This window comes from Paenibacillus sp. P3E (genome assembly GCF_001909045.1).
Classification (GTDB): domain Bacteria; phylum Bacillota; class Bacilli; order Paenibacillales; family Paenibacillaceae; genus Paenibacillus_AQ; species Paenibacillus_AQ helianthi.
In genome coordinates this window covers 31,221-53,505 of record NZ_LVWH01000171.1, presented here as the reverse complement: position 1 = coordinate 53,505, position 22,285 = coordinate 31,221, and the positions used below count along the sequence as shown (strand labels likewise).

The 22,285-nt window shown below is 51.4% G+C and carries 8 protein-coding genes; 2 read left to right on the top strand and 6 right to left on the bottom strand.

The genetic code is table 11. The features are described 5' to 3' along the window. Positions 1–23: 23 nt before the first annotated feature. The 3 genes from A3842_RS17405 to fabD are packed head-to-tail and all read right to left on the bottom strand — an operon-like array spanning position 24 to position 15,772. Positions 24–11,936 (bottom strand): non-ribosomal peptide synthetase, encoded by an 11,913-nt coding sequence (locus A3842_RS17405; protein WP_074102220.1) that lies wholly within the window; start codon positions 11,934–11,936, stop codon positions 24–26. Between the two features lie 22 nt (positions 11,937–11,958). Then, positions 11,959–14,556, bottom strand: coding sequence for a non-ribosomal peptide synthetase (locus A3842_RS17400; RefSeq protein ID WP_074083381.1), 2,598 nt, complete (start codon positions 14,554–14,556; stop codon positions 11,959–11,961). Next, complete coding sequence (gene fabD, locus A3842_RS17395) at positions 14,540–15,772, bottom strand: ACP S-malonyltransferase (protein WP_178381888.1); 1,233 nt, start codon at positions 15,770–15,772, stop codon at positions 14,540–14,542. Before fabD ends, A3842_RS17400 begins: the two co-directional genes overlap by 17 nt. A 298-nt stretch (positions 15,773–16,070) precedes the next feature. Between fabD and A3842_RS17390 the strand changes: the two genes are divergently transcribed. Together A3842_RS17390 and A3842_RS17385 are read left to right on the top strand one after the other, a co-directional pair. After that, on the top strand, positions 16,071–16,721 hold the full coding sequence (locus tag A3842_RS17390; RefSeq protein WP_074083382.1) for a TetR/AcrR family transcriptional regulator: 651 nt from the start codon (positions 16,071–16,073) through the stop codon (positions 16,719–16,721). After that, positions 16,718–17,998, top strand: a complete 1,281-nt coding sequence (locus A3842_RS17385; protein ID WP_083609628.1) for an MFS transporter — start codon at positions 16,718–16,720, stop codon at positions 17,996–17,998. The genes A3842_RS17390 and A3842_RS17385 overlap by 4 nt, the downstream gene beginning before the upstream one ends. A gap of 442 nt (positions 17,999–18,440) precedes the next feature. Here the strand turns inward: A3842_RS17385 and A3842_RS17380 are convergent, their stop codons facing one another. From A3842_RS17380 to A3842_RS17370, 3 genes are all read right to left on the bottom strand, one after another. Further along, positions 18,441–19,088: a FusB/FusC family EF-G-binding protein gene (locus A3842_RS17380; RefSeq protein WP_074083383.1), complete on the bottom strand. Its 648-nt coding sequence runs from the start codon at positions 19,086–19,088 to the stop codon at positions 18,441–18,443. Positions 19,089–19,393: 305 nt separating this feature from the next. Beyond that, positions 19,394–20,521 (bottom strand): NAD(P)/FAD-dependent oxidoreductase, encoded by a 1,128-nt coding sequence (locus A3842_RS17375; protein WP_074083384.1) that lies wholly within the window; start codon positions 20,519–20,521, stop codon positions 19,394–19,396. A gap of 31 nt (positions 20,522–20,552) precedes the next feature. Further along, a complete protein-coding gene (locus A3842_RS17370) occupies positions 20,553–22,031 on the bottom strand; it encodes an Lsa family ABC-F type ribosomal protection protein (protein ID WP_074083385.1) in 1,479 nt (492 codons plus the stop codon). Positions 22,032–22,285 lie beyond the last annotated feature (254 nt).

Below are 22,285 nucleotides of genomic sequence, written 5' to 3'. Positions count from 1 at the left end.
TCTTCTCCCCCTTGGCACATGGCTCAAAAATGAAATTCAATGGCGGTTCCAGTTTTTTCCATCCCATCGGTAGCTTCTTCAAGCGCAATCTCACTCAGCGGAATTTCGGGATTATCGGCGATCCGGCAAAGAACGGCGATGAAGCAGGCAAGCACATCCTCCAGTTCCAGTTCATCAAAAACCGTCCGGTTGTAGACAAAACGAATCAGAATGTCCTCCTGCGGCTCTACAATGACGTTAAAATCATAGTTGGTGTGTTCAAACCATTCGTATCCCGCCATTTCCAGCCCCCGGGGAAGATCGAGCTGCAGCGGGTAATTCTCAAAGACAAGCACATGATCGAGACTGACGCCCCCTCCCGCATTCTGGATAGCCGACAGAGGAAGATACGAATTGGGCTCCCTGTCCAGCATATCTCTTTGAAGGCCCAGCGCCAGTTCGAGAAAGGTCTGAGCACCGGCCTTTACCCGTACGGGGACCGTGTTGATGAATAGCCCCATCATTTCGTCGATATCCTTCACTTCTGGACTTCTCCCGGATACAACCGCGCCGAACACCACGTCATCGGTATCGTTCAGCTTGTGCAGCACCGTTCCCCAGGCGGCCTGAATCAGAATATTCAGCGTAACACTCCGTTCCGCGGACAGCTTAATCAGACTATCCCGAAGATCATCGGCCAGAGTACGGGTCAGCTCGCCATGATCATAGGAGCTTTCACCTTCATCAATATCCCTCGGCAGCAGAGGGGCTCCCCTATAGCCTGACAAATATGACCTCCAGTATCCCTCAGCGGCTGTCCGGTCTCTGCTCTCGACCCATCTTATATACTCGCCGTATGCGGGTGCATGAATCATTCGTGGCTGATCTCCCGAGTCCAGAGCAGAGTACAGACTAAGCAGCTCCCGCATAATCATGCCGACGCTCCAGCCGTCGAGGAGAATATGATGGAAGCTCCAAACTATGCAGTATTCTTCCTCATCGGTCCGGATCAGCGAGACCCGCAGCGGTATATCGCCCAGCAGATCAAAGCGTTTGTCCCTGTCCTGCGTTAAGTAAAGGTTCAGTTCTCGCGTTCCGCCCCTCTCTCCGGCTATCGTCCAATCCTCGTAACGGAAAGGAACATCCCAGGATTCCGCCACCGTCTGCAATGGACGATCCAGACGCCAAACAGCAAAGCTCGTGCGAAGGATGTCATGCCGGTCCGACACAGTCTGGAAGCAGCGCTTGAGCAATTCTGGGTTCATCGGTCCCCTGAAGCGGATGACGCACTGCTCAAAGTAAGCTTCCGAATCCGGGTAGCGCAGGTGATGAAACAGCATGCTCTCCTGCATCGGGGACAGCGGATACACCTTCTGAATATCGGCCCTGGAATCTGCCATTAAGGCAGTAAGCTCCCCGGGAGGCACGAGGTCGCAGTACTCCGGCGCAGGCCCCATAAGTCCGGTCTGCCCACTGTATGAGATAACCCTATCAATCCCGGAAAGAAAACCTTGCAGGAAACGCTGTATCGTCCCCTCACCATACTCGAATCTGTTATACTCCACCTCAACGGTCAACCGATTATCGGTGAGAAGCGCGTTGACTGCGATGGAGAATGGCCGTTCCGAATCCGGACTTTCCGTTCCATTCAAGGGAAGCTCGGCCAATCTGAACAGATCGCGGTAGGCTTCGTCATTCATCTCCCCGAGATAATTAAAGCTGATGGCGGGACGAATGCGCAGTGCCTCCCTGCCTGCGCCGGGCTCCTCCTGCAGTAAATATTTGAGCACATTATAGCCCGCACCCCTGTGAGGAATCCCGCGCAGCGCATGGTTCAGGAGCACGGCATACTGATCAGGAGCTCCTGCGGCGGCGGTGTCAAGATACACGGGATAATGAGAGGTGAACCAGCCCACAGTCCGTGAATAATCGGGATGACCGCCGAACGGCTCTCTTCCGTGACCTTCCATATTAATCCAGGCTCCGTCCATAATGCCCAGGTTGCCCAAGGTGTGGCCCAGTGCTGCTAGAAGCAGGACGGCCGTGTCAGAACGGTAGTGTCCCTTTGCCACTTCAAGCAGTGCGGATGTGGCCGTTCCCGTGAAATTCAGGCTGCGGGCAACCGCATCCCGCACCGTACCATTACCGACATCCGTGTCCTTGGGAATGAGCGAAGCGGGCAGAAGGGATTGCTTCTCCCAGTACTGCAATTCACGGGTCTGCAACCCGCTTGAAGCATAATCAATCAGCGCTTTGGTATACAATTTGTAAGAGTCCGTTTTCACCGGCAGCTTCGGCTCGATTCCCTGCCGGAGCGCCGAGTAGATGTCGTGAAAGTCATCCAACAGAATTCTCCACGAAACCGCGTCGATCACGAGGTGATGGATCACAAGGGTCACTTCATCTGCGTCTTTACTTCTGAACAGCCCGGCCTGAACTAGCGGCCCGTTCTCCAGATTAATGGACCGGTGCATATCCAGAATCATCCGGTCGCGTGCCGTGCCTGCTGCCTCCACACCCATATCGGTTCCATCGACGAACCGGTAGGCGAAGGCCTGCTGCTCCGCTCCATTGCAGTGCTGCTTGATCCCGCCGCCGGAAGCTCGGACGTATGACATTCTCAGCGCGTCATGGTAACGCACCAGCCGGGCTAGCGTTTCCTTGACCTTGTGCCCGTCAAACCGTACGGTTCCAGCCAGTGTCAAGCTCTGGTTCCAGTGATTCATCTCCGCGAAATGCTGGTCGAAAAACCACTGTTGAATCGGGGCCAGGGGAACCTCCCCCTCCAGCGAAAGCTGTGCTGGCGCCGCTGTCCTTTCGCTCAGACGGACAGCAAGCCGTGATATTCTCCGGACGGTCTGTCCGCGCAGAATATCGCCGACCTCCAGCCGAATGCCCCTTTTTTTCAATTGTGCTGAAATCTGTATGGCTTTGATCGAATCTCCGCCCAGCCTGATAAACTCCTCGTCGATATGGGCATCCGGGACTCTGAGAATGTCACGCCAGACTTCCATCAGCTCCGCTTCGAGGGAATGTTCTTGGAAGGCGGGTTCGTTTCCACCACCTGGCTTGCGCGCTGATTCTGGCAGCTTCCTATAGTCCACCTTGCCATTTGCAGACAGTGGAAGCCGGTCCATCCGGATGTATTCTGCAGGAAGCATGTACGAAGGAATCTTCGCGGAAAGGTAAGCATCCAGCCCTTCAGCCTCCAACTCATCTTCCGCTGTATAGTAGGCGCAAAGGCGTTTCTCACCGCTTGCTCTCGTTTTGGCAGCTACCGCTGCCTCACGGATGTGAGGATGACCCAGCAGAAGGTTCTGGATTTCACCGGTTTCGATGCGATAGCCCCTGATCTTGACCTGCTCATCCAATCTGCCCATATACGCCATGCCGCCCTCGGGCAGCCAGCGGACCAGATCGCCGGTTCTGTACACTCTCTGCGGCTCTCCAAACATTCCGGCGACAAATTTCTCCTTCGTCAACTCAGGACTATTCAAATACCCGCGGGCTACACCGGCTCCGGCGATGCATAGCTCACCCGGAAGATGCTTGGCCTGAAGTCTGCCCGAAGAGTCGGCTATATAGAGCCTTATATTGTCGATCGGCAAGCCGATCGGCACTTGATTTCGCACATCCCTTGGCTCATACCGTTTGATCATGCAGCCTACTACCGTTTCCGTAGGTCCGTATTCGTTGTACACTTCGGTGTCGGGGCCGAAGAGACCCACAATTTCCGCGGCAGCGGTCGTCTCCAACGCTTCTCCGCCGACAATAAAACGTCTCAGGCCAGAACGTTCCGTCTTGTATAAGTGGAGCAGCTTCAAATGGGAAGGCGTCAATTTGATGATCCCCGCCTCGCCGTCCTCAATGATCCGCCCAAGCGCCGTCTCCACATTTTCCGGGTAGATCACTATCCGGTTGCCGGACAGCAGCGGTGTAAACATCGAGGTGACTGTCAGATCAAATGATATGGAGGAATACAGAGAAAAAGTGAGTTCTTCGCCTCGCACATACATCTGATCGGCCCACCAGATATAATGGGTCAGACCCCTGTGCTCGACCATCACCCCTTTGGGTTTGCCTGTTGAACCGGAAGTGTAAATGATATAGGCTAGATTGTCCGCACTGGCTGCGGGCTCCGGATTGTCGACCGGCCCACTGCTTTCGGAAATGCCATCCGTTGCCCTGATAATATCCCCTTTGTATCCGGTCAATTCTTCGTATTCTCCATCCGTGATCACCCATTGCGCCCCGCTGTCGGACAGAATATAGGCGATCCGCTCTTTCGGGTAGGAAGGATCGATCGGTACGTAGCAACCACCGGCTTTCCAAATTCCGAGTATCGCCGCGATCAACTCCGGGGATCGGCGCATCACAAGTCCAACCGCGGCATCCGGTCCGATTTCCTTATTCTTCAAAAGGGACGCCAGACGGTTCGCGTCAGCGTTCAGCCGGGCGTAGGTGAGATGCTCTCCTTCACACGAGATCGCGATGGCCAGCGGCGTTCGCAGCGCCTGCTCCTCGAACAGCCTGAACACCGGCTTGTTCTCTGGATATTGGGCTGCTGTGTCATTGAATCCGTGCTGGAGATGCTCCCTCTCCACCGGAGACAACAGTCCGATCTCGGACAACGGAATATATGGATTCGCGGCAACCGTACCAAGTATCGTGAGCAAATGACCGCCCATAGCTTCAATCGAGGCGGGATGGAACAATGCCGTGCAGTACTCCAAATGTAGGCTCATTCCGTCTGGCGTCTCCACCGCTTCCAGAGTCAGATCGAACTTGGCGGTGCGGCTTTTGCATTCCGCCGCTGTAAAGACGGCGCTGCCGCCCGCCATGGTCAGCGGTTCAAGCGCTTCATGCTGAAATACATACATCACATCAAACAGCGGATTCCGGCTCATATCCCGGTCATCGTTCAGTCGGGGAAGCAGCCGCTCCAGCGGGAACTCCTGATGCTCGAACGCTTGAATCGAGCCGGCCTGCACCGCTTGAACCAGCTCGGCGAATACATTGTCCGGGGATACGCGATTCCGGAGAGGAATCGTATGGACGAACATGCCGGGAACGCGCTCAATATCGGGATGGACCCGCCCGGATACCGACGTTCCGACCATGATGTCCTCCTGATTGGCGTATTTGGATAGCAGCACACAATAAGCGGCCAGCAAATAGTTGTACATGGTAATCCCGTTAGTCGAGGCGAATTCCCTGATGCTCTTCAGTGATTCATGGGCAAGACTGAAGGAATAGCGTTCTCCTTCAAAACTGCGGACAGCGGGCCGAGGGTAATCCGTCGTCCAATCAAGCCGGGGGATGTCGCCTTGAAGCTGTCGGCTCCAGTATTTTTCCCCTTCCCGCATGTAACCGGCTCCGATTCTACCAAGCTGCCACTGGGTGTAATCCTTGAAATGAATCTTCATATCCGGCAGGCTTTCCCCGGAATACACCCGGATCAGTTCATCAAAGATCATATTGGCCGATATCCCGTCCGCAATCATATGATGCATGTCCAGAAGCAGATATTGCCTGCCGCCTGTCTCCCCTCGCCACGCTTCTATCCGCAATAAAGGCGCAGACTCCAGATCAAATGGCTTGACAGTGTCCAAAATCGACGCCACGTCCCCTGAACGAACCAGCGTATGGACGACAATGTCGATGGATAGTTCTGCATGAATCTGTTGTACAGGTTCATTGTCCTCTAGGTGAAAGGAAGTCCGCAGGCTTTCGTGCCTTTGGATCAATTCATTGGCGGCCTGCTTCAAGCGATTGAGGTCCAGCTCCCCGTCGACTGTAATCAGGCCGGTGACATTGTACGCCGTTCCGGCGCCGCCAAGCTGCTCAACTGCGAATATGGAACGCTGTGCCGCGGACTGCGGATAGTATGTTGCCATTTCCGCCTTTGGAATCTGCGCGGCTCCGGTTTTCGGTTTGTTGTCCAATACTTCGGCCAATTCCGCGATCGTCGTATGTTGGAACAGCAGGCTTAATGGAATCACATTGCCGAGCTCAGCCTGCAGCTTGGCGGCAATAATGGTGGCGGCAAGCGAATTGCCACCCAGTTCAAAAAAATGATCGGTTATACCGATATACCTGCGCTTTAAAACATCCTGCCACAATCGGTGCAGCAGCTTCTCCATGTCTGTAACGGGAACGGCGGGAGATTTGACCGGCTCGGCGTTTACAGTGGACAACGATTCATAATCCACACCTCCGGATTTCTTGGGCAAAGGTCCTGAGACTTTTACCCAGCTGGCCGGAATTAGTGAATCCGGCAACACCGAAGCCGCGTATTCTCGTCTTTCGCGATCATCCGGTTCATTCCCGCTGACTGCTTCATAGTAAGCAACCAGCCGAACAGCGCCATGGACGTCAGACTCAAGCGCAACCGCAACGGCAGAAAACCACGGAAGCCGCTCCAGTTGAGCCTCCAACTGATCGAGATGTACGCGGAAGCCGCTTACACAGACAAGCCGCTCCATACGGCCAAGCAGGCGAATGTGTCCTTCTGCCCCGCGCACCGCCGCTATTTCTGTGGCATGTCCTTCACTGGTTTCTCCGTCTGCCCTCAAGTATAGTCGGCCCGGAACCCCCGGCAGACAGGGAACGCCGGTTCCGTCCGCTACGAAGCCGGTTCCGTCCAAGTCGAACGTTTCGTCGAGCAACCCTGGCAGCGGAAGCTCCAGTATTCCGCATTCTGTTTCCGTAGAATCAGGCAATCCATACAGCCGGAGCTCTTTCCCGTCATCGGCAAAAATGTCTTCAAGCAGACGGCAGTAGGTAATCAGCCAGGCATCTGCGTCTTCATCGGCGCATACACCGTTCTCATAGTCCAATTCGAGAACTAGTTCCCGTTCCAGATCCAGAACATTCAGGCTTACAGGGTATTTGACTGCATCCGCCGGAGCCGACTCCAGCGTCGCTTCCAGATCTCCGAACTGAAATACCGAAGGCTTGTCAAAGTTAAAAATCGTGCGGATGGACGGAAGAAACACCGCCGCCCCCTTTATGCCTAGTTCTTTGACGATATCTGCATATGAGCACTGCTGATGATCCAACATTTCAAGCAGCTCTTTCTTCATCAGGGACAGGTATGAGGCAAAGCTTGCTGATTTCGGAAGCTTGCTTGAAAAAGGAAGCAGATTAACACACTGGCCGACCAAATGCGCGGCGCCCATCTGGAGCTGGCCGGATGTCGGAATGCCGATCGTGATATCCTGAAGACCCGAAATTCTGGATAACAAGACATTATAGGTTGCGAGCATGAGCATGTACAACGAAGTTCCGTTTTGTCTGCAGTATGCTTTCAGATCTGCGGTCAACTGCGAATCGATAACCTTACGGATTCTTCTTCCCAGTCGCGCGGATGTATTGCCCAGACCGTTCGATGCGGGAAAGATCAAATCCGTAACGGGAGCTGACAGCTTGGCGGACCAGTACTCCCGGGCACGGAGTGATTCCTCTGAAGAAATCCGGCGCTGCCAATCCGCGAAAGCAGAGAACGGCACAGCTTCCGCTACCCGATAGCGGTCCTGCTCCGTGTAGTATCCGGAAATTTCCTCCAAAATCCGGATAAATGACCATCCGTCTGCCACGATATGATGCGCCTGAACAACAAACAGATGATCTTGCTTGCCGACATGAAGCAGTCCGAACCGGATTAATGGGTCCGTTGACAAATCGAAAGCTTCCGCCGTCTCTGGCAGCAAGGGGGTCGGAAGCTCACCGGACCTATCATCCACATCGGCTTCATAGAGCGCGTAGCGCGAAAGAACGTCTCCAAAAGGTTCCGTATATTGAACGCTTCCGTCTTCGGCGAACCGCGTTCTCAGCATGCCGTGTCTTCGAATCACTTGATGTATAGCAGTCTGCAGCCGGCCCGCATTCACGTTTCCCCGCAGTCTCAGAATGGCCGTTTCCGTGTAGGCCGCCGATATCTCCGGCTTCATCCGCGAGACGAACCAAAGCTGCCGTTGTTCTTCCGTAAGCGGCAAGATCTGGGTCTCCTTGGAGTCTTTGGACTGCTCCGGATGTTCCTGTCCGCTTCCAGGTGAGGGTGACGGCGGAAGAAAACCTGCATTCCGCAGCTCTACTATGCTGGCTTTGACAGCACCGATAATCCTCTCAACGTCCCCCATCGTATGTGCGGTTGACAGAAAGCAGTTCCGGCCTTCCCAGATATAAACGCCCTTTTCAATCAACAAATAATAAAGCAGCTCCAAATCGGTCTTTTGGACAAACCGGAATAAAGAGCCGAAACGGGCAATGTGAAGCGGCAGCTGTTCTTCTTTAAAATAAACGTTAAGGGTATCGACCAGTACAGCCGTCTTCCGGTTCACTTCCTCCTGCAGGGCGGGACCATCCTCCTGCAGCCGCCGCAATACTGCTAATGCAGCATTCATGGTTAGAGGATGCTGGCAAAAGGTTCCCGCCACGAAGGTCCTCCGCTCTTCATGCGGGGGAAATGTACCGTTGCCGAAGGCCCACATGCCGCCGTCAATGCAGTCCAAATATTGAGGTTTGCCCGCGACAATGCCGATCGGCAGCCCTCCGCCAATAATTTTGCCGTACACCGCCATATCGGCTTCTACGCCGAACCAAGCCTGTGCCCCTCCCGGATGGATTCGAAAGCCGGTAATGACTTCATCGAAGATAAGGGCGGTTCCGTGCCGGGCAGTCAGGGCGCGGAGTTGCTTCAGGAACTCGGCAGGCTGCACGTCCGGTTTTCGGCTCTGCACCGGTTCGACCAGAACCGCGGCCAGTTCTCCCGCCCGCTTCTCGATGATGCGCAGCGATTCGGGATGGTCATAGTTCAGCACGATAACGTCATCGATCATGCCGGCCGGTATGCCCGGAGCAATCGGTGTTCCGGCACCGTCCGTACCGGAGCTCATCGTCAGCACACCGTCAAAGGTGCCGTGATAGGAGCCCGAGAAAATGGCGATTTTGGACCTTCCCGTTCCGGCACGAGCCAGACGTAGGGCGACCATAACCGCTTCTGTTCCTGAATTGAAGAAGGCGGCCCGGTCCATACCGGTTAAATCGCGCAAAGCGGATGCCACTTGACCCGCTGTGTCATTAATCGGTCCGATGCACATTCCCTTCTCCAGGGCTCTGTCCACTGCTTCATTGATAAAGGAGGAATTATGCCCAAATAAATTCACGCCAAAGCCCATCGTCAGGTCAATATACTCGTTACCGTCGATATCCCGGATGGACGAGCCTTCGGCACGATCCACTACAATCTGGTATACGATATCCTTCCAGTAAGGTCTAAACCCGGCTACGTTCCGGTTGTTGGCGACAACCTCGCGATATGCCTGCGTATGGAGCTGTGACTTCTTCGTCTTCTCCGTATATCTAACGATAAATTCATCGATAAACCGCTGCTGGGGCAAAGTAAAACCCGACTTTACCGACGTCTCAATCTTCTGGTATGGCACATATGAGCGGTCCTGGGAACGGGCAGACAACGGCATAGCCGGCTCCTGTTGTCTTTCCGTCTGGTGATTGATGATGACTGCTTCGCTTTCAGCCTTCTTCGCGGCGATATGAAGCACCGGGGCCGGAATAGGACTCGGCTTAGTGGATGAACGGTTCTCCATCATGAGGAGCTGCCGGGCCATAAGGTCCAGCTGCTTATGGATGATTCCCTCCATTCCCGCCAGCATCCCGGCATCCTGTTCGACTGGATATTCCCTGCTCTCATTCTCATCCACCGCAAGCGCACTAGCCGTCTCCTGCACCGCCTTTTCATCCCGCAGCTCGGTTACCGGCATCGGAAGTTCCGGGGACAGTCCGGCTATATATCGTCCCACATCCGATACCGTAGATAGTTCCTCGAAGAAAAGCCGTAACGGAATATCGATACCGAACCGCTCCTTTATGGCATGCCTTGCATTTACCAGCATGATGGAATCCAGACCCATTTCCATAAAGCTTATATCGCTTCTAATGTTTTCATGTCCGTATCCGGAAATGTCGGCGATAATTCCGCGTACCGCCTCCGTAACAGAATGGTTGTGATCCGTTTGACTGATGACCGTCATTCCCTGAACAACCTCCTTGTTCTCCGTCTTGCCTTCGACAGCGTTACCTGAAGTGTTCGCTTCGGAAAAGGCTGTCCAGTGCCTGAGTTTGTCAAATGCATAGGTCGGCGCCGACACGACTCTTCTGCTCCTTCCAGCATGCAGATTATTCCAATCGACCATGCCGCCGCTGGCATAGTGGTATGCTGCTTGCCGCCAGAAGTCGTCCTTGAGTTGTTCGAGGTCACATTCCTTCTTTTCACCCGGATCCGGTTTATTCTCCGTTTCCGGCCCGCCGAACCAGATGCCTACCTCCAGTTCGCCGCACGTACAGGAGAAAGACTCATACCTTAGTCCAGCCAGTTTCTCTCTCAGCTCTTGCGGGTCCCGCGCCACAACGGCCAGCCTGTATTCATAATGCCCTCTCCCAATATTCGTGGTGTAGCAGATGTCCCTGAAAGAGTCCGGATCGGCCGTGATCAAGAAGAGACGGTATTTCTCAATCAATGAACGCAGTGATGTCACTGATTTGGCTGACAGGGTCAAGATCGCCGGCTGGTCTTCATCAATCGGCAACAGACGGTGCCGCGTATTCTCCCGGGCTTCCTCCAGAATGACGTGACAGTTTGTTCCGCTCATTCCGAACGAACTGACGCCGCATCTTCGGACTTCTTCACTCCTCTTCCATTCGGCCAGGTCAGCATTGACATATACAGGTGATTGCTGAAAGTTGATTCGGGAGTTGGGTCTTTCAAAATGGATGGACGGCGGGATCTGCTCCCGGTGCAGAGCCAGCGCCGACTTGATCAGACTAACGATCCCCGCCGCATGATACAAATGCCCGATGTTGGGCTTCAGCGAACCGATGGCGCAGAATTGTCTCCTGTCCGTGTACGCTTGAAAAGCGTTCTGAATGGCATGGACCTCGATGGGATCACCAATAGGGGTCCCCGTACCATGGGTTTCAATATAAGATATTGATACCGGATCGATGCCGGCCCTTTCCCATGCGCTGATCAGCAGTCGCTCCTGAGCCGCCATATTCGGTGCTGTAATGCCTATGGACTTCCCATCCTGATTGGATACGCTGCTCTTGATCACTGCATAGACAAGATCATTGTCGGCGATGGCTCTGGACAAAGGCTTAAGTAACACCGCTCCCATTCCCTCTCCCCTGACCGTGCCGTCCGCATCTTCATCAAATGCCTTCACAGTCGATGAAGACGATTCGATTCCGATCTTGGGCTGGTGACCGGACAGATTGACCATTAATTGAATGCCTCCGGCAATGGCCATGTCGCACTCCCGCAGTGCCAAAGACTGGCAAGCGAGATGAACGGCCAGAAGGGATGAGGAACAAGCCGTGTCAACGACCAGACTAGGGCCTGTCAAATCCAGCAGGTAAGATATTCGGCTGGCAATGATAGGCGGCAGGTTGCCGGCCGCAGCCGCCGAGAGAAGATTAGGGTTCGTGGTGGCAATCATTTGTTTATACTCGTGTTCATGCCCGGAGCCGACATAAACTCCGGTTCGGCTGCCCTTCAGCCTGTCTCCTCCGTATCCCGCATCTTCAATTGCGCTCCATGCTGTTTCGAGAAACAGCCTTTGATACGGGTCCATTAAATCGGCTTCTTTAGGAGGAACACGGAAGAACAGCGAGTCAAAGGTATCCACTTCCGCCAAATACCCTCCCCGCGGTGGAGGATCTAGGGACAGGCGGAGACCTCCGGCCTCCAGCCTAGATGGCGGCGCTTCTCCGATCCATTCCTCGCCCCGGCAAAGATTGCTCCAAAACTGATCCAGCGTATCGGCTCCAGGCACCTTCACCGCCATTCCGATAATCGCTATATCCCGTCCCGACAGTTCCTCAATTGCAGGCGGCGCGCTTCTTTCTTTCCCCATCCGAGACAGCAAATTCTTCTTCATCGCTAGTCCTCTCCCTTCCGTATTATTGCGGTGCCGTTTCGGCGGCCATAATATCCAGGCTCAGCAGGGATTCCAATGCGTCAGCAAAAGACAGAAACAGCTCGCGCATCCGGGGTCCATTCATTCTTGCGGCGTTGTATCCAAAGGTAAACACAGCTGTACCGGGAGCTTCTTCCCACTCGAGCATCATATCGAAATGGTCCGGCAGACCGCCTTGCTGTGGCCTCCATTCCTTTCTGCCCAGGTAGCATAGTGCCTGACCTTCCTTCGGACGGGCGACCTCTTTGCCAATATCACCGATATGGTACAGGAGGGCCTCCCCCGGATTTTTCTTCACGTTGGCTAAATCGAGTAGTTCCTCGATGGTATCAATGGCGGCAAAATCGACGCAAAAGGGAATGACCCATCCGGGTCCGTCCATCATGGTATGAACAACCACTTTCGATTCTGTGCAGATTTCATACAGAGTGTTAGCCAGCAAAGCCAGATATACCGCCTCTTCTGCGACCCGACGATTCAGACATAATGACCGCAACCGATTTCGATCCGTTCCTGATAAGTTCATTCGGTACTGGTTCTCCGCCCCGTTCTCCGCCGCTTGGAAATATTGAGGAGAAAGGTGCACTGTCTCCATATGAAACCGGGTCTGCTTAGGCTCGTGTGAGCCCGATATCAGCCGGGACAGCAAGGTTACCGAGGGAGAACCAAAAATATCGGTCAGCGTAATGACGCCTGGATAAAGCTCCTCGATCCGCTCGAACAATTGCACAACCAGCATAGACGTGCCTCCGAGTTCAAAGAAGCTGTCCTCGAGATCAAAGCGCTCTCTTCCCAGAAGGTCGCTCCATACCCGGAACAACGCTTGCTCAATTTCGCCATCCGGTTTCCTTCTCGTTAAAGCGGCTGCGACCTCCTGATCCCGCTGCAGACGGGCCAGTTCAGATTCAATCTCACGATAGGTGCCTTCCTTGTATTTCGCAGCATATTTGTATCTTTGCAGCTTGCCGCTGGTTGTCTGGTATAACTTGTGAACCGGAAGGATAACAGAGATCTGTAGACCCAACACGCGGTTCAGATGTCTGCGTATCTGTTCGGAAACCGTCAGAAATTCTTCGGGCTTGTCCCTAAACTGTACGAATAATGCTGCTTCCTCGGTACCTGTCCTTTCATTGTAGATTCCACATGCGACCATTCTTTTGACTTTTAAATCCGCACACTCTTCCGCGATTCGCTCAATATCATGGGGGAAATAATTGGACCCGTTGATAAAAATGATATCTTTAGTTCTTCCGGTTACGGTCAGTCGGCCCTCTACCAGAAATCCCAAGTCTCCTGTTCGGGCCCAGCCGTCGGATGTGAACAGCTTCTCTGTGGCCTCCGCGTTGTTATAGTATCCCGATGTCACATTGTCTCCGGCGATCTGGATATGGCCTACAGTGCCTTCCGGCAGCGGGTGGTCCAGATCATCGCATATCCTTACACGGCAATCCTGTATGGGTGTTCCCGTTCCGGCCAGCGCCAAGGTGTCACCCTGACCATCACCGGGTAGAAAAACCGCTGAATCTCCAACCCGCAAAAAATCCCTTCGCACATAATAGGTTCTAAAAGACTCGTCCTGTTCCTGAATGCATACGCCGACACAGGCTTCGGCCATTCCGTAGCCCATTTTAATTGCCTTTCTTTCAAGGCCATACGGGCTCAGTTCTTCGAGAAACTGTTCGCATACCCCGACATCGATCGGTTCGGCGCCGTTGACTATGGCATGGATGCGTGTCAGATCCCAAGCAAAATCTCGTTTCGATGCAGCTTTGTGGTAAGCGGTTAGGAAATATTTGAGCCCGAAATTTGGGGAAGCCAAAATCGTCGCTCCAACCTGGTCGGCTTTCTGCATCCAGAGAATCGGACGCCTGATGAACAGCCAGGTTGGCATGAGGTATTGGCTTGTCCCGCAGAATAATGGAAGGAGATGGAACATGATCATCCCCAGATCGTGAGTCAGCGGCATCCAGCTGAGAAAGGCATCCTCATCGCCGGCTCCAATACGTTCTTTCAGGGCCCGGATATTTGCCAGGAGATTGCTGTGGGTCAGCACCACTCCCTTGGGGTCGCCTGTGGTACCGGAAGAAAACTGGATAAAAGCGATATCTCCGGGCAACACCGCTCCGTTCTCACCGGATATTTTTTCCTCTGGCTGCTTCATTAGGTCTCCGATGGACAGTTGACGATCGACTGCATTCTCGAACCGGGACGCCCAATCTCCGAGTTTCTCAAAATGCTGTGGGTCCGAGACAATAAAAGGATTGTTCAGCACAGCTGCGATCCGGACGACCTTGGCAAGGTGTTCTTCATTATTACCTACCGATAACGGAACAGGAATGATACCGCCGAGAAGGCAAGCCCAGAAGACAATAAGAAATTCCCGGTTGTTGTCCAGCTGCAGGATAACTTCATCTCCGGCCCCTATCCCCTTCATTCTTAGGTGATGCAGAGTACCCATGGCGGACTCGTAGAGCTCGGGATAACTGCAAAATACACTCTCGAATTCACCTGAGATGAAGGTAATTCCCCGTTCCCCTCTGGCGGCTTCGCTTCTTAGCGCTTCGTTAAGCGTATTGTACATTCTGCACGTTTCCCCCTTCTTCAGCCAAACGGTTTAAGATGTCCACTCGTCGGATGGCAGGAGTCATCTTGACATCCAGAATCTTATCCAGGGCACCAACGGCCAGGCTCTTCCATCTCTCCGATTCGGCTTCTCCCTTTCGTGCTCCAGAGGCCATGCTTTCCAGTTCCCGAAACGGTTCTGCAATCTTGTTCATATAGTCAGAGGCGGTATCTATAACGTTATAATTTTTTGCACACAATGCGGCTTTAAGATAAGCATCGTAATCCGTTCCCGTGGCCACGCGGCTTCCGGCGCTGAGAAGATTCCTCCAGTCATCTTCCTGATCGGTCGACTGAATGATGCAAGAAATCGGCTTCTCTCTTCTCAGCATATTGCCCAGCACATTTCCGGGCCCAACTTCGATCATGCGCTCCGTTTCCCGCTTGAGAAGAAAGCGCATACAAGAATACCAATTCACAACAGAGACCATCTGTTCGGCTAATAATGCCGGAATGAAATTCTCATCCGGATAAGGATGAGCCGTCACATTCGACAATACCCAATGGCGCAAAGGCTGAAAGTGAATACGGGACAATTCAGCCGCAAACTTTGCAGCGCCCTCTTTCATTAGGGGGCTGTGAAAAGCGGCGCTCACGTTCAGTGGGACAACTCTTCCTCCGAGCAATGCAAGTTTTTCACTTATGCGGTTCAGGGAGCATTGAAGTCCCGAGATAACGGTCTGTCCGCCACCATTCAGGTTGGATACCGCAACGGTTCCACGAACGTCTGGCCGACCGCATTCCGCTTCAATGACGGAACTGTCCAGTCTGTGAACCGCCAGCATTCCGCCTTCTCCCTCTTGTTGCGACTCCTGCATCAACCGTCCCCTAAGGCGAACCAGGCGCACCGCATCAGTAAAAGCAAGAGCCCCGGATGCAGTCAGCGCGGATATTTCGCCAAGACTGTGGCCGGCGCAATAATACGGCTCAATGTCCAGATTCTCCAAGAGAACCCGATAAGCCGCGATGCTCACAGTAAGAATGCAGGGCTGTGCATTCTCGGTCCGCGTCAATTCTTCGAGGCTTCCGTCAAAGCAAAGACGGGATACATTGTAGCCCAGCGCATCAGAGGCTTCTTCAAATGTCCTTCGGGCCGTTTCAAACCGGACAAACAAAAATTTCCCCATCCCTACATACTGCGAACCTTGTCCTGGAAACAGCAGTGCCGTTTTCATAATCACATTCCCTTCAGATAAACTATTAATAGCGGATGTAATCATAGATGTAATCATGGATGTAATCATAGATGTGAGGTAAGACGGGGAAATCGGAAAAGCTGGAAACTAGCAGCAAGGGGAATATACTGGCGAATCAAATGGAATTTTAATACATTATAACAAGATAATCAAAAACATATCAATCATTATTATTTATAGATTATTACGTTATTTTTCGTTGCAAAATGAACAACATGTCATTAATATAATAAATGACACGCGGTTCATTTTGCGAAAACGGAAAGGAAGCAACGGAATGTCGCCTAAATTATCGAGCAGCCGAAAAGAATGGAGAAGCCTGCAAATCCTCGATGCGGCTAAGCGGGTTTTTGCCGAGAAGGGCTACGGGGCAGTCACACTAAAGGATATTATCGATGAAATCGGTATGAGTCGGGGCTGGATTTACTTGTACTATCAGACCAAGGATGAGATCTTCGAAGCTCTGTTGGACCATCAGGACATGGAGCATGATCGGTACCTAGAGATGATTCTGGAATCTTCGCCGTCCATTTGGGATGTAATTACTACGCTGTATTCGCAGCAGCTGCAAGACCTTCAGCAATCACCCAAAGGCGGATTAATGCCGGCCTTCTATGAATATTTCCTGATCGGATGGCGCGATGAGACACGCCGTGGACTGCTCCTCAACCGTTATGAACGGGGAATCGCCCAATTTGCAGAACTGCTTCAGACCGGAATTGACCGCGGTGAGTTTTTCCCTGTCATGGACGTTACGGACATCTCCAGACTAGCCGCTTCCTATCAGGAAGGCATTATGACCCATACCATCACTGTGGGTCTGGAGAAGGCGAACACCCGAATGCAGCTTGAGTCGCTCGTCCACTACTTGCAAGTTCTGCTCAAACCTGTGCTTATCAGAGAGCACCATAGGGAGGAAATTGAATGAGGACGCTCTTTCGCAATCCAATGTTCAACAAGTTATTCATTGCCGCTTTTGCCTCGCAGCTGGGCACCGTGGTGGGGAACATGGCATTCGCCTACTATCTGATCGACAGGTACAGCGAGCGGCCGGCTTTGGCCACTACAGCAGAGCTGATGTATTCTCTGCCCACCCTGGCGGTCTTCTGGATCGTCGGCGTCATCGCGGACCGGTTCGACCGCAAGAATATTGCCGCCTATAGCGACTGGATACGGGCGGGACTAACCTTGCTGCTGCTGCTGTTTGTTCATTTCAACGTGCTTTTCGCCTGTTTTTTGGTGCTATTTCTGCGTAGCTCGATATCCAAATTCTTCGGTCCTGCGGAAATGGGACTTCTGCAGGGCAGTATCGACCAGGACCAATATGTCCAGGCTTCGGGGCTGAATCAAATGGTGATGGGGCTGTTTATGCTCTTCGGCATGAGCCTGGGGGCTACGGCCTATCATTTTATTGGAATTGAAGGCGCCATCATCGTCGACGGACTAAGCTTTTTATTGTCCGGCCTGCTGCTTGCCTGGGGGGATTTCCCAGAACATGCCCGTACCCCCAACGGAAAAAACCGTATTCGTGAGCTCCGGTTCTCACTGCTGCTGAAGGATTTTTGGCAGGGCCTCCGCTATATTACAGGAAATCGACTGCTTATGGTTCTGATCAGCGGTTTTCTGTTCTTTGGCATTGTGAACGGCGTATTCGCCGTGCTTCCCATCTTCGCCATGAAATACAAGCTCAGTCCCGATAATTATGTCGTCCACTCTTCGCTGATTACCGTCTTTCTGGGCGTCGGCTTTCTGCTCGGCAGCGTCTTCGGCCCCCGGCTGATTCGCCGTTTCACAAGAGCGCCGATCCTGATTGCGGGTCTGTTCATCTCCAGCCTGCTCATTACGGGACTTGGGTTAACCGAAAGGATTGAAGTCTATTTTTTCCTTGTAATGCTGGCTGGAATCGCCATCGCGCCCATCAATATCGCGCTCGGCAGCTGGTTGCCAGAGCTTGTTCCTCCGCAGAATATGGGCCGTGTTAACGCCTTGATTGAGCCGGTAATGATGCTGGGCCATTCACTGGCTTTGGGGGGCATCGCGCTAGCCTTTCCGGCCTTGATCTCCGTCACCTGGCTTCACTACATACTTGGCTTTTGCACCATAGTGGTCAGTTTATTTTATCTGGCTGCACTACCACCGCTGGTCCGCAAGCGCATGATGAAGGTGACGTCGGAAGGGACAATCGCGGAAGGGGAGCGCGCATAATTATATTTTTCGTTCTGCCCACAACATAGAAGGGCCGGGGCTTGTCCCCGGCCTTGTTGCAGTCTATTCCCCCATTGGAAATTCATCTCTGGAGTTAGTTCTACCAGACTGTACATCGAATTGACCCTTAATTTCTATCAAACAATCTTGCCTCAAGTTTAATATGTCAATTAATAAAAGAATAATTGTTGCATACTGCTCATCAAGACTGTTAAGGTTTCTCAAAATCTGTTCCCAAACATAGTCAGAATACTTTAACGTGTAGCAGGCAAAAAAAATCGTACAGAATATAGGCCCTGCTTCATTAATGTATTTTCAAAATTAAAAGATTACGGGTTTTGGGTAGAAGTACTCTTTGTTTTTCACCTGAGAATCTCTTCAACCGTTGAACATAGATTTATACTAAAAAACGGCTGCCTCTAAAGGCAACCGCATCGATGAATTATTTACGAACGGAGACAATGAACTTTTCCAGCGAACTAGTATCGGTGATACTCTGATTACATGCATGGCCGTCCATACATACGTATTGGCCAATGGAAGAATATTGATCGGGCAAAGCACCCGCAGGCTTCGTCTTGACTGTTATGAACGCAAGCTCCTGATGCCGGTTGCAGAACATGCAATACCCTTTTTTGTGTGTCGGTGTTATTCTTCCCTCGATGCCGATGAACTGTCCTTCGAATGGATAGACCATGAATAATTTGTTCGTGGCGATGTCTACCCAGCTCAGATACGTGATATATCTAAAGTCGATGGATTGCAGATCAGGTACCTTCAACTTCTTATTCTTAGGGAAAAGCTTCTGAATCTGCTTCAGTGTAATCGGTGGAAATGGCTCCAGATAGGGTTCTAATGCAATAAGATAATTCTGAAATTCATGTGCTGTTTCCAAGCTCGATACTTGCTCCAGCTGGTGTTCCCGCTCTGTTGTCAGAGAAGAAAACGCTTCAATCATATTCACAGCTGTACGATATCTTACTGTTTTCAAGACACTCTGATCCGCGACGGATCGCAGTGTTTTCTGAAGAAATTCGGCTTGTTTCTTAATGACATTATATTGATGGTTTCTAATAAATGGTGTATTCATAGCTCTTCAGCCCCTTATTTTTGTTGAAAAAACATAAGGTGCAAAGCCCGTTATTAGAAACGATAAAGTCAAGTATGGGCGATCGGATCTTTCTCTTCTCTCGCCCTCACGCAAAGTATCGCCCCTGAATTAGGCTTTGCATGAGGTCTTCCTAGCTAATGAGCAATTCGGTTTTGCCATCAGTACAACCCCCTGTCAGATGAACACTTTACTGTAAGAAAGACAAGGAACATTTACAGCGTGAAGCTAATAACTTCTTATCTTTCGAAAAAAGTATAGCAGGGAATTCAGAAAGTCGCAATTCATCAGCCTTGATCTACTGCATTCCGGATATCATAATCACTTACGTCTATTTCCATTTCCCTTTCAAGAGCCATCCTCGCCAATTGCCTTCCCAAATAAGGGCCCATGGTTAACCCTGAAGCTCCGAGGCCATTTGCTGTAAGCAAACCTTCCCAGCCGGGCACATTCCCGATAACAGGAAGAAACCCAGGCGTAAAGGGGCGAAAACCGACTCTCGTCTCCAGAAATGTGCTGTTTGCTAAACCAGGTGCAAGATCGATCCCCTTATTCAGAATTTCCTGGATTCCGCCAGCAGTTATCCTGGTATCGTACCCTTCTATATCATTTTCGTGTGTCGATCCAATAACAATCCTACGTGATCCCATTGAAAGCAAATACTGATCATTTGGCGGAATAACTACTGGCCAGGCATCTGTGTCTTGACGGTCCGGAACCTCTAAGTGAACGATTTGAGCTTTTTGAAAATGGACTTTAAAATCAATGCCTAAAGGCTGCAGCAATAGATTGGCCCATGCACCCGCACATACAAGGATGAGATCAGCCGAAAAGTGTTGAGCTCCTACATTCACTCCGGTTACACGGTTTGCAAGATGTTCAAGCCTGGCCTCCCCGCTGACTATAACAGCCCCATTGTGCTGTGCCGACCGTATGAGAGCATCGCGAAGTGCACGACCATCTACCCGGGCGGCACCGCTGATATGAATGGAGGAATAATCTTCTGCCAGCAAAGGAAAAAGCTCACGGGTCTGTGTTGTGTTGAGCCGTGTAACATCTCCTATCTCCGGTGCATCTGTCTTTCGTAGTTTTGCCCGTTCCTCCATCTGTCCCAGTTTCATCATGTCATGATGTATACTAAGAGCACCTACCTGAGCATAGCCGGTATCAGTCTCCCCTTCGTCCCGAAGCTGTGCAATCAACTCCGGGTAATAACGGGCACCTGCTTTGGCGAGACGATACCAAGCCTGATTACGCCGCTGCGACAGCCAAGGACAGATAATGCCGGCAGCAGCATCGGTGGCCTGCCCTTTATCTTTGCGGTCAACGACCAGGACATCTGCCCCCATTTTGGCTAAGTGATAGGCGGTAGATGCCCCTAGAATTCCTGAGCCGATTACGATGACTTTCTTCATAAGTCCCTTTTCTTCCCTTCCTTCAGCAAGCTCAGAGCTCTATGATCTTCGTAGCGACATTGCCGCAGAACTCCCGGTCATGCTCCACAAAAAGTATGGTCGGGGTGTATTCCAACAGCAGCTCTTCTATTTGCATCCGTGAAATAACGTCAACAAAGTTCAGCGGCTCATCCCAAATATGCAGGTGAACGTGCTCACTTAGACTTTTGGCGATGAGCACCTTCTTCTTCTGGCCGCCGCTGAAAGTGGAAATATCCTTCTCAAATTGTACTCTGGAGAAATCAAGTTTTCTCAGGATGGATTTGAACAGGCTCTCGTCTATTCCATTGTCGCGGGCGAATTCCGTAAGATTGCCTTGTAAATGCGAGGTATCCTGGGACACGTAGGAGATTTTGAGCTGACTGTCCTTACTGAGGCTGCCTGTGTACTGTATGTCCTCGCCGCAAATCAGTTTCAGGATACTGGATTTGCCGGAGCCATTCTTACCCGAAAGTGCAATGCGGTCTCCTTGCTCAATTGTAAAATCCACATCTGAACAGACTAGTTTCTCACCATAATAAATGGAAACTTGTTCAAGCTCTGCAAAGGTACTTTTATGATAAGGAAGCTGTGCAATCTCCAGGGTTTCCGAGCTTTCAATGTTTTTCAGCAGCTTGGACTTCTGGTCAATTGCCGATTGCTGCCTTTGCTCGATAGATTTAGAACGTTTCATCATTTTGGCAGCCTTATGGCCAATGTACCCCTTATCTACCTTGGAGCCGGAGTTTCGTGTCCCGTTTTTTGTCTTTTCCACTTCGTGTGACCAGTTCCCTGTTCTTTTGGATGAATCCGCAAGCCGGTTAATATCTCTTCTCAGCTTCTCATTTTGTGCCAGCTCAAAGTTATCCAATCGCCTCTTATTCTCCCACCAGCTCGAAAAATTCCCTTTCTGAATTTCAATGTTGGTTTTGTTGATAGACAGAATATGATCTACACAGTTATCCAGAAAGGCTCTGTCGTGAGATACCAGAATATATCCGCTTTTGGTATTGAGATAATTACTGACTAATGTTCTTGCTTGCATGTCCAGATGATTAGTAGGTTCATCAATGAGCAGAAAGCTGTTTTCCTTAATAAACAATGCGGCGAGCAGCACCTTCGTCTGCTCTCCGTTCGATAGTGAAGCAAAGGGCCTATAGAGAACGTCATCATCTACCTTCAGCAAAGAAAGCTCTCGCATCAACTGCCAGTGAATATAATCCGGAAAGATTTCGCTGATGACATCCAGGGTCATATTTTCCTTGTTCGGCACAGGGTATGGAAAGTATTCAAATGTTACATTAGCAGAAATGGCTCCACTGTATTCATGTTTACCGAGCAGCAGCTGCAGAAAGGTGGTCTTCCCTCTTCCGTTCCTCCCCGTAAATCCCAGCTTCCAATCCGTGTCGATCTGAAAATTCACGTTTTCAAATATGTTATCGTAGCTGCCCTCATAGGCAAACGTCAGGTTGGTAACATTAATTAATGACATCTGGTGATCCTCCTGTATAAAAAAATAAAAGCCGCAAGAAAGTTAATTTCTTGCAGCTCAAATAGATACAGAAAATCAAGCCCCCGAGGGGCTGATTAAGGATCTACCGTTTGAGTGAAAGGAAATGTAACTTTCTTGCTTAACAAGAAATAAAACATGCGAAATCGATCGCATTACAATAGCTGAACATGAAGTCCAGTCTTATAGTGGTTTTATTCTCATATCGATCAGCAAGAAAATCCTACATTATCCTC